Origin of the sequence: Streptacidiphilus melanogenes (assembly GCF_000787835.1) — a bacterium.
Taxonomy (GTDB): domain Bacteria; phylum Actinomycetota; class Actinomycetes; order Streptomycetales; family Streptomycetaceae; genus Streptacidiphilus; species Streptacidiphilus melanogenes.
This window is the reverse complement of the sequence record NZ_BBPP01000013.1, coordinates 1-10,365: the sequence shown is the minus strand read 5'-3', so window position 1 is coordinate 10,365 and position 10,365 is coordinate 1. Positions and strand designations below refer to the sequence as shown.

Genomic DNA, 10,365 nt, shown 5'->3' with positions numbered 1-10,365 from the left:
GGGTGGGGCTGCTGGGCCGGCTCGGCTCCGCGGCCGCGCGGCGGTTCCGGGTGACCCTGGTGCTGTGGCTGGTGGTCATCGCCGGCCTGGGCGCCCTGGCGCCCAAGGCGATGAGCGACCTGGCCGGAGCGGGTTGGCAGGCCGACGGCTCCCAGTCGGTGCAGGTGCGCGAGCTTGCGCAGCAGCACTTCGGCGGAGCCGCGTCCTCCGCGCTGCAGGTGGTCGTGCACAGCGACGGCGGCACCGTGGACGACCCGGCCGTCCGGTCGGTGATCGCGAAGGCGACGACGCTGCTGCGCGCCGACCACCGCGTCTCGGATGTCGTCGCACCCCAGCCCGGCGCCACCGTCAGCCGGGACGGCCACACGGCGATCCTGCTGGCGGGTGCGAAGGCCGACACCAACGACATGGTGCGCGCCGCCGATGACCTCAAGGCCCCGCTGGCGGCGCTGTCCGGGCACGGCGTGACGGTCTCCGCGACGGGCTCCTCGGTGCTGTGGAGCGACTTCAACGAGGCCAACCACAGCGCGATGCTGCACTCGGAGATCATGAGCTGGCCGGTGACCATGGCCATCCTGGTGCTGGCATTCGGCTCGATGGTCGCCGCCGGACTGCCACTGCTGCTCACCATCTCCGGCCTGGCCTCGGCCGCCGGGGCGCTGGTGCTGCTGAACCACCTCACACCGGTGTCGATCTGGGCCATGAACTTCGCGATGATGTTCGCGCTCGCCCTCGGCATCGACTACGCGCTCTTCCTCGTGGTGCGGTTCCGTGCGGCCCTGGCCCGACGCGGCAGTGCCGTGGAGGCAGTCGCCGAGACCATGGACACCGCCGGCAAGGCCGTGGCGCTGTCCGGGGCGACCGTGCTGGTCAGCCTGTCCGCGGTGATGCTGGTCCCGGTCCCCGCATTCCGCTCGATGGCCGCGGGCATCATGCTGGCCGTCGCCTTCGTGCTGGCCGCGACGCTCACCCTGCTCCCGGCGATCCTCGGCAAGCTCGGCCGCAAGGTCGACAACGGCCGCCTGCCGTGGGCCCGCAGGGCTGCCGACATCGAGGCCGAGGAAGCCGACGGCTCCCCGCGCTTCGCCTCGTGGGGCGAGCAGTTGTGGAAGCACCCGCTGCGCTACGGCCTGCCGGCCCTCGCGGTCCTGCTCGCCCTGGCCGCGCCGCTGATCGGCCTGCGCACCTCGATGCCCTCCATCAGCGTCGTCCCGCCGGACGCCTCCGCGCGGGTCGGCTACACGGCGGTCCAGGCGGCCTTCGGCCGCGGGATGCCCGGCACACTCCAGATCGTCGCCCCGGCCGCCGAGGCCGACGCCGTCCGCGCCGCGGCCGACGCGACGCCCGGCATCGCCGCCGTCAGCCCGGCCCAGCCCGCGGCCGACGGCTCCGCCCTGGTGTTGGTGCAGGCCGTCCCGACGGTCGACCCGTCGAACAAGGCGCTGGCGACGACCGTCGACCACCTGCGCGCCGCGCTGCCGGAGCACGCGATGGTCGGCGGCGCCGCGGTCGAGAACCTCGACCTGCAGTCCGCGCTCGACGCCAAGACCCCGCTGGTCATCGGCGTGGTCCTCGGCCTGGGCTTCGTCCTGCTGCTGTTGGCGCTGCGCGCACCGCTGGCCGCCCTGGCCGGAACGCTCACCAGCCTGCTCTCCACGGCCGCCGCGTTCGGCGTCGCCCGCCTGGTGTTCCAGGACGGCCACGGCGCCGGCCTGCTCGGCTTCACACCGCAGGGCTTCCTGGACGGCTGGGCCCCGGTGTTCTTCTTCGCGATGATCTTCGCGATCGCGATGGACTACACGGTGTTCCTGCTCGCGGCGGCCAAGGAGCACTTCGAACTCACCGGCGACCCGCGCAGGGCGGTGACCGGGGCGCTGCGTCACAGCGGCCGGGTGGTCTTCGCGGCGGCGGGCGTGATGGTGGCGGTGTTCTTCACCTTCGCCCTGTCCGGCCCCCTGCCGCCCAAGGAGATGGGCGTCATCCTGGGCGTCGCGGTCTTCCTGGACGCCGCCCTGATCCGCCTGGTGCTGCTCCCCGTGCTGCTGCGCCTGCTGGGCCGCTCGGCCTGGACCTGCCCGCCCCGGCTGGCCCGACTGCTGCCCGACATCAGGTTCTCGCACTGAGCCTGGCACACAGCCGAATGCGGCGGGCGGCCCGGAGGACCCTGGGGCGCCCGCCACCCTCCACGTCCGGCTGCTGTCCCGTTTCGGGTTGGGCGTGGCGGCGGATCGGTGTACCCGGCGCTGGTGACCCGGGTCGAGGGCCGGGCGGCGACGCCGGCGGAGCAGACGGGCAGGTCGACCGGTCAGGTGCGGGCGGCGTCGGGCGCGTCGGCGGCGGCCGGTCTGGTGCAGCACCGACCGGGCCCTCGCCGGCCACCTCGGCGTCAGCAAGCGCACCGTCGAACGACGGATCCGCCGCCTGATGGACACGGCCGGCGCGACCACCCGCATCCGACTCACCCTCCACGCCGCACGCCATCACTGGATCTGATCGGCGCGGCGGCCTACGGGGTGGTGTCACGGACCACGCAGCGGAAGCCGAGGTGACAGGTGGCGGTGTCCTCGGTCTGGCCCTGGCGGGCGGCGGGGCGGTAGCGGGCGCAGTAGTCGGGTGCGCAGAGGTAGGAGCCGCCCTTGGTGACCCGCCGGGGGAACCTGTCGGCGGCCGAGCCGTCCGCGTCTGCGGGGCCGTCGGGCTCCGGCTGCCGCGGCTGCGGCGCGCAGCAGGTCGCGGGAGGCTCCTCGGGGGCGGGCAAGGCGTAGCGGTCGGCCGTCCACTCCCAGACGTTGCCGATCATGTCGTACAGGCCGAAAGGGTTGGCGGGAAACGCACGCACCGGTGTGGTGTCCGGCTGGGCGGCCTGACGCCGCCCCGGCAGGAACTGCCAGGGGAACCGGCCCTCCCAGGTGTTGGCCATCCTGCGCCCCTTGGGCGCGATGCTGTCGCCCCACGCGTACTCGGCGCCGACGAGCCCGCCCCGGGCCGCGTACTCCCACTCGGCCTCGGTAGGCAGACCCTTGCCGGCCCAGGCGGCGTACGCGCGGGCGTCCTCGAAGGCGACCTGGGTCACGGGGTGGAGCTCCCGGCCGTGGGTGGTCGACCGGGGGCCGTGCGGATGGCGCCACTGCGCGCCGGGGCAGTAGCTCCACCACTGCCGCCAGTCGTCGAGCCCGACAGGGCGCGCCGGTCGCGTGAACACCAGCGCCCCGGGTACCAGGGCCTCGGGATCGGCGCCCGGATAGTCCTCGGCGGCGGGGGCGCGCTCGGCGACGGTCACGTAGCCGGTGGCTTTGACGAACCTGCGGAACTGGGCGACCGTCACCGGGTGAGCGTCGATCCAGAACGCGCCCACGCCCGCCTCGCGAACCGGCCGCTCCTCCGGGTAGTACGAGGCGCTTCCCATCAGGAACGTCCCGCCGTGAAGCCGGACCATGCCGCGCAGGATCGTCTGGTCGAGTGTGTCGCTCATGTCCCGCATGCCACCACTGTGACCAGAGGGGCTCCGTTCGCCCGGGCGGCGCGCCGTTGGTACGATCGGCGCGCTACTCCCGCGAGAGCATGGCCTCGGCTTCGCGTTCGAGGTCGACGTAGGGTTCGCCGCTGACGTCGACCGCCACCCGGTGGAGGGTCCCGCCGGTGAACGCCCAGGGTGCGTCGCCCTGGTAGTCGTCGGTGACGGGCTCGCCGCCGTCGCGGCCGACGTTGAGGCCCTCACCGGCCAGGGTGAAGCGGCCGGGCTGCGTCCTGATGCGGCCCTCGCCGACCTTGCGGTCCCCGTGGTAGAGGCTGAGGACGCCGGTCGCCACACCGGGGGAGACCTCGCCGTCCTTGTCGAAGGAGGCGGCCAGGATGAGCCGGTCACCGGTGGGGAGGTCCTCGGTCGCGCTCACGGTCTGCGTCTCGGCGCCGAGGAAGTTGTACGTGTAGTGCAGGCGCCCGTCCCGCACGTACAGGGCGTGCCCGCCGAAGCGGCCGCCGTGCGCGAACAGGACGCCACCGGCTCCCGGCCCGGGGAGGCTGACGAGTGCGCCGACCGTGTAGGAGCGGTTTCGGATGTTGACCGCGACGGACTCCGGGACCTCCGAGCCGCCGGGCCGGTAGACGTAGCGGTTGCGCGGCGGCGTGAGCTGGGGCCGGTGCGTGGAGAGGATCTCCAGTGCGGAACGGTCGTCGAGCGGGAACGCCTGGTTGACCCCCGCCTCGTAGAACCACAGCCCGATCAGTTCCTGCAGGCGGCCCGGTTCCTGGGCCGCGAGGTCGTGCAGCTCCGCGCGGTCCTCGTCGGTGTGGTAGAGCTCCCAGGCGTCCTCGGGGAAGTGGCTCCAGCCGCTGATGGCGGGGTGGGTGGTGACCGCCTTCCAGCCCTCGTGCCAGATCCCGCGGGTGCCCAGCATCGAGTAGAACTGCGTGCTCTTCGCGGAGGGCAGCGAGTCGGCGTCGAAGCAGTAGCGCATGCTGACGCCCTGGAGCGGGATCTGCGGGTAGCCCTTGACCGTCTCCGGCAGCTCGACGCCCACGCACTCGAGCACGGTCGGCACGATGTCGACGGCGTGGTGGTACTGCGAGCGGACCTCGCCGCGCGAGGCGATGCCGGCCGGCCAGGAGATGATGCACGGATCGCAGGTGCCGCCGTTGAACGAGTACCGCTTCCACATCTTGAACGGCGTGTTGAAGGCCATGGCCCAGCCGTTGGGGTAGTGGTTGTAGGTCTCGATCCCGCCGAGCCTGTCCAGCATGGCGAGGTTCTCGGCGATCTCGTCCTCGACGCCGTTGAAGAACTTGTTCTCGTTGACCGAGCCGTTCGGCCCGCCCTCGCCGCTGGCGCCGTTGTCCGACACCACGACGAAGATCGTGTTGTCGAGCTGTTCGATCTCCTCCAGGTAGGCGATCAGCCGGCCGACCTGGTCGTCGCAGTGCGACAGGAATCCGGCGTAGACCTCCGCCATCCGGGCGAACAGCCGGCGCTCGTCGTCACTCAGCTCCGCCCACGGCCGCGTGTAGTCCAAAGGTGGGAACGGCCTGCCCTCGGGGCCGGTGCGGGAGTCGGGTGTGCCGATCGGGTTCAGCGGCGGAACCCGCGTGTTCTCCGGGACGAGGCCGAGTTCCTTCTGCCGCGCCAGGATCTGCTCGCGGATCGCCTCGTACCCGACGTCGAACCTGCCCCGGTAGCGGTCGATCCACTCGCGCGGAGCCTGGTGCGGGGCGTGCGCGCACCCCGGGGCGTAGTAGAGGAAGACGGGCCGCTCCGGGGCGATGGCCTTCACGTCGTCGATGTAGGCGATCGCCTTGTCGGTGATGTCCTCCCCGAAGTGGTATCCCTGCTCCGGGGTGCGCGGCTGCTCGACCGGGTGGTTGTCGTGCACCAGGTCCGGATACCACTGGCTGGTCTCCGCGCCGAGGAAGCCGTAGAACCGCTCGAAGCCGCGCCCGAGCGGCCAGTTGCGACGGGTGGAGGCGAGGTTCATCTCGTCCTCCGGGCACAGGTGCCACTTGCCGACCAGGGCGGTGCTGTAGCCGTGGTCGACCAGGATCTCGGCCAGCGTCGCGCAGCCCGGCGGGATGTGTCCGTTGGCGGACGGGAAGCCGATCGCGGCCTCACTGATGCACGCCATCCCGTTGGTGGTGTGGTTGCGGCCCGTCAGCAGCGCCGAGCGGGTCGGCGAGCACAGGGCGGTCGTGTGCCACTGGCTGTACCGCAGCCCGTTCGCCGCCAGCCGGTCGATGTTCGGCGTGTCGATGGGCCCGCCGTAGCAGGAGAGCGCGCCGAAGCCGACGTCGTCCAGCACGACGTAGACCACGTTGGGCGAGCCGGGAGCCGCCTTCGGCTGCTCGTAGGGAGCCCAGTCGGGGACGGAGTCGCGGACGTCGAGACTCACGACGCCCCGGAACGTGTCAGCCATGGAAACCTCGCCCACCTCTCACCAGCCCACCGGCTCACCAGCTGACCGGCCTGGCGCGCCGTGGCGCGTCGTGCGCGCTGTGCGCGCCTGCCGAGTCGCCAGTCTTCGACGCCGCGGGTCGGGCTGCATCCGCTCGCGGGCACACGGGTGACGGCCGCTCAGGCCTGCGCCGTGCCGCGGTCGGGGAAGAGCTCCACGCCGGTGACGAGGCCGGAGGCGTCTGCTGCCCGTCGAACGCGGAAGGCGTGGGCAGCAGCGGCCCCCGGTGCTCCGGCTGAGCATCGGGGGCGTGCGGTGCTTGACTCGGGCGAGGGTCAGGCGCGGGTCAGGCGCCGTTCCCCGAGGCCATGCCGGTCTCGGCCACCGCGATGGCGATGCCCAGCGCCTGGGCGATGTGGCCCGCGGCGGCCATGACGCGTGCCGTGCCCACGATGGGCGCCACCGCGACGAGCACGTCTTGCAGTTCCTCGGCCGTCATGCCGACGTCGGAGGCCGGACCCAGGTTGGCGAGGTAGGAGATCGCAGGTGCGTCCATCGCGGCGAGCGCGGCTATGCGGGTGAAGATCAGCGTCTTGGCGTCAAGGCCGCAGTGCTCGAGCGAGTCGAGCGTCATGGCGGCCAGGGTGTCGAGCACGGGGGTGTCGGATGATGCAGTGGTCATGACTGCCTCCAGGGGGCCGGTGGCCGACCGCAGGGACCCTGAGGGCTGTTGGTGGTCCGGCGGATCGGCGGCTTGCCCTTCGAAGCTAGGTGCTGTCCAGGCGGGGCGCACGCCGACGGCGCCAGCCGTCTGCCTGTCGGCGGACAGACCCCGCGTCACCCGCCACGCCCGGTGTGGGATCTCCCTTCCGTGCTGTGGCGGTGGATACCGTGAGGTCATGGCATCCAGGCTCGTCAGTGACGTGAAGGCGTTTCCCGAGGAGACCGAGACCGATCCGCGCCACCACATGTGGGTCCTGACCCTCACGGAGCAGGTGCCGGTCGGGTGGTGGATCAGCGTGGGCAGCGGGCACAACACGGAGGTCGCGCAGGTCGACGCCTGCGACCGCGCGGATCCTTACTACGTGTGCCGGTTGGCGACGCGTCTGGCCAATCCGCACGAGGCCGGCGAGGCGGTCACGGTGATCGGAGAGCTCCCGGACTGAGGAAGGCCCGGGCGCTGCTTCCTCATGGTCAGAGCGATTCTGGGAGTTCGCTGGCAACCGGACCGGGTTCCCCGTCAGGTGGTCGGCGCCACCGTCCGGAACCGGTACCTTTGGCGCACCCAGGTCGCCGCCATGGACGCGACCGGTGCACGAGGGGGTCGCCCATGTCAGTTTCGCGAATAGTCCGTAGCCGTCTGCTGGTCCGGGCGGCCGGCACCCTCGGGGCCGTCGCCATCGGCCTGGGCGCAACGGTCGCGCCGGCCTCCGCGAGCACGCCGCACCACGGCGACGGGCCCGGCAACAGCGTCCCCGACGCCCCCGTCGACGACACGGCCGTCGCGAAGGCCCAGGCCGCTGCCAACGCCGCCGCCAACGGTGGGCACCTCGAGACGCGGGCCCTGCCGAAGTCCCGTGCGGCGCCCGCGGGTCAGGGGGACTGGGGGGTCACCCCGGTCATCCCGGCCCCGACCGGTCCCTACCAGGTCGGCACGGTGAACCTGCACCTCGTCGACCCGACCCGGTACGACCCCTGGGTGCCGACCCACCCGCGCCGCGAGCTGATGGTCCAGCTCTGGTACCCGGCCACCGCGACCTCCGGGCACGCGCTCGCGCCGTGGCTGCAGTCCGAGGCCGCCGACAGCTTCCTGCACGACTGGAACGTCTGGCCCGGCTCGATGAACGTCCCCAGCACCGCCGGGCACCTTGGCGCGCCGGTGGACCCCAAGGCCGGCAAGCTGCCGGTGCTGCTCTACTCGACCGGCCTCCACTCCGACCGCTCGCAGGGCACCGCCCTTGCGGAGGACATGGCCAGCCGCGGCTACCTGGTCGTCATGCTCGACAGCACCCACGAGGCCGACGAGGTGCAGTTTCCCGGCCCCCGGCTGGAGACGGACACCCCCGCCAGCTCCAAGTACACGCTCACCGTCCGCGCCGCCGACGCCAAGTTCGTCGTCAACGAGCTCGCTCTGATCGCCGGCGGCAAGGACCCCGACGTCGACGGCGCCGCGCTCCCGGCGGGGCTGTCGGGCAACGTGGACATGTCGCGCATCGGCATGTTCGGCTGGTCGTACGGCGGCCCGACGGTGCTGGACTCGATGACGCTCGACCCGCGGATCGCCGCCGGGGCGGACCTCGACGGCGAGCTCTACGGCCCGCAGGACGCGACGAACCTGAACCGCCCGTTCCTCCTCTTCGGCGCGTCGTACCACGACCGCAAGGAGGACAGCAGCTGGGCCAGCGTCTGGTCGCACCTGACCGGCCCCCGCTACGAGTTGAAGCTGGCCGGTACCGAGCACCTGTCGTTCAGCGACTACGAGACGCTGTTCTCCCAGGCAGGCGGGCAGATGGGCCTGACGCCCAGCCAGGTCCAGCAGGACCTCGGCACGCTGGACCCGAACCGGGCCATCTACATCATGCGCACCTACCTGGCCGCCTACTTCGACACGGTGCTGCACATCAAGACCAACTCGCTGATGAGCGGGCCCTCCAAGAGCTTCCCCGAGGTCTCGTTCATTCGCTGAGTCGAACCCTTGACCGACCCGACCCGACGCGAGGCAACGCAACGCGTCGGGTCGTGCCGTGACCTCGTGCTCCCGCAGGGTCGGCGGCGACGCGCGGGCTTCGGGGAGGCGCACGGCGGGCATGCGGGAGAACCAGTCGGTGGTGACCTCCCCGCCCACGACGGGGACGAAGGGGAGCAGGTTTCGAGCGACCTCCCCCAGCGCGCCGGGTCGGGCCCGGCCCACCACACGATCTCCCAGGTGACCGCCGACCTGGTCCGTGATGCGATCCGGTCGGACGTTCTGGCCGAGGCCGGGCAACGGCTACGCGCTGCACGCCCATCGCGCTGATCGCCATCGTCGTCGGCAACAGCCCCCCAGCAGGCGCTGCGCAGTTCCAGGGCGGACGCGAACATCCCCCGCTACAGGCGTGCAGCTCGCTGTCGGCCACCACGGCGGGCCTGCAGTTCCTCGCGCCCGGTCCGGGCCAGGCCGGCACAGACTCTCTGCGCGATTCCGACCTGGGTACTCCATGAGTCCCGCACCCGACCGACCGATCGGTTGGTTGCGCGTAGCGTCGTCGCTCACTCGCGGATCCCTCGCCGTCCCGGCCGGCCGCCGCCCGGGACTCCACTCGCAGGAACAGGGCTGTTGGCAGCCTGGGTGGCGCGGCGGCGTTGCGGTTTGTACCGATTTAGGCCTTTTCCTACAAATCAAAGGCCTTTGATCATGATGGCCGTGGTTTGTGTGGGTTAGACCACTTACGGCCGAAGTTTCTTGCCCGTCCGGCCACGTCGTGTGAACGTGGAGGTCGTTCAGCGGAACGCGGCAGCAAACCAGCGCCGCGCGAGGGCCCGGTGCAGCACCGGTGAGCCCGGCGGATCAGCCCCGCGGACACGCTCGACCGACGGCCCGCTGCATGCGCGCGGGCTCTGTCGAGAACAGCCAGCCAATTCCCAAGGGCGGCTCCGCGCTGCGTTCCCGCCCTGTCCCGGGGTCGGACCGTGCGGCGGCGTCCGACGACCTGTGGAGTGTGACATGCGTCTCGGCCTCCCGCGTACCCGTGCCCGCCTCACCGCAGGCGTTCTGATGGCGTCCAGCGTCGCCGCCTCCGCAGTCCTCGTCGGCCAGCACGCGACGCCTGCCCAGGCAGCGACGAACGAGACCGCGGTGGCCGACCGAGCCTCCGCCAAGCCCGCCGCGGACCTGGCGCAGATGCTGGGCGGCGCGACTCCGACCAAGGCCAAGGCGGCAGCCGCCAAGTCCGGCGCTGATCTGACCGCGCTCCTGGGCGCTGCGAAGCCGGCCCCGGTCAAGCCGGGAGCCGCCAGGCCCGCCGTGGACCCGGCCGTGCTGCTGGGCGGTGCGACGCCCGCCAAGCCTGCTCCCGCGAAGCCCGCGCCCGCCAAGCCCGCCGCGGCGAAGCCGGCCCCGAAGCCCGCCCCGGCCAAGCCCGCCGCGAAGCCCGCGCCCGCGAAGAAGAGCTACCCGAACAACCTCGACGGCTGGATCGCCCAGGCCCGCGACATCCTCCGCGCCCACGGCGACAAGGTCCCCTCGGCCGCGTCCATCCGCGCCCGGGCGATGACCGAGTCCTCCGGCAACCCCCGCGCCGAGAACCACTGGGACTCCAACCAGGCCCTCTACGGCGGCACCTACGGCCTGATCCAGACCATCAAGCCGACCTTCGCCGAGTGGTCCCTGCCGGGTCACAAGGACATCCTCAACCCGGTCGACAGCATCATCGCGGGCGTCCGCTACGCCAACGACCGCTACGGCTCCTTCGAGACCATCGCCTACGGCAAGCAGGGCTACTGA

Annotated in this window: 7 protein-coding genes; 4 read left to right on the top strand and 3 right to left on the bottom strand. The window is 72.1% G+C overall.

The genetic code is table 11. The features are described from left to right. On the top strand, positions 1–2,123 hold a 2,123-nt coding region (locus TR49_RS16355; RefSeq protein ID WP_439654105.1), incomplete at its 5' end, for an MMPL family transporter. A 383-nt stretch (positions 2,124–2,506) separates the two neighbouring features. On the opposite strand, the gene TR49_RS16350 is transcribed toward TR49_RS16355, so the two are convergent. The 3 genes from TR49_RS16350 to TR49_RS16340 all read right to left on the bottom strand — a co-directional run bounded on the left by TR49_RS16350 (position 2,507) and on the right by TR49_RS16340 (position 6,564). Then, positions 2,507–3,472 carry a formylglycine-generating enzyme family protein gene (locus TR49_RS16350; RefSeq protein WP_236653395.1) on the bottom strand — a complete coding sequence of 322 codons (966 nt, stop codon included), beginning with the start codon at positions 3,470–3,472 and terminating at the stop codon, positions 2,507–2,509. A 73-nt stretch (positions 3,473–3,545) separates the two neighbouring features. Beyond that, complete coding sequence (locus TR49_RS16345) at positions 3,546–5,903, bottom strand: arylsulfatase (RefSeq protein ID WP_042382415.1); 2,358 nt, start codon at positions 5,901–5,903, stop codon at positions 3,546–3,548. Positions 5,904–6,228: 325 nt separating this feature from the next. Continuing rightward, on the bottom strand, positions 6,229–6,564 hold the full coding sequence (locus tag TR49_RS16340; RefSeq protein WP_042382413.1) for a carboxymuconolactone decarboxylase family protein: 336 nt from the start codon (positions 6,562–6,564) through the stop codon (positions 6,229–6,231). 217 nt (positions 6,565–6,781) lie between these two features. On the opposite strand from TR49_RS16340, the gene TR49_RS16335 reads away from it, so the two are divergent. The 3 genes from TR49_RS16335 (at position 6,782) to TR49_RS45010 (ending at position 10,365) form a co-directional block, all read left to right on the top strand. Continuing rightward, positions 6,782–7,048, top strand: a complete 267-nt coding sequence (locus tag TR49_RS16335) for a hypothetical protein (protein WP_042382411.1) — start codon at positions 6,782–6,784, stop codon at positions 7,046–7,048. A gap of 164 nt (positions 7,049–7,212) precedes the next feature. Further along, on the top strand, positions 7,213–8,568 hold the full coding sequence (locus tag TR49_RS16330; protein WP_052434357.1) for an alpha/beta hydrolase family protein: 1,356 nt from the start codon (positions 7,213–7,215) through the stop codon (positions 8,566–8,568). A gap of 1,017 nt (positions 8,569–9,585) precedes the next feature. Continuing rightward, positions 9,586–10,365, top strand: a complete 780-nt coding sequence (locus tag TR49_RS45010; RefSeq protein ID WP_052434356.1) for a transglycosylase SLT domain-containing protein — start codon at positions 9,586–9,588, stop codon at positions 10,363–10,365.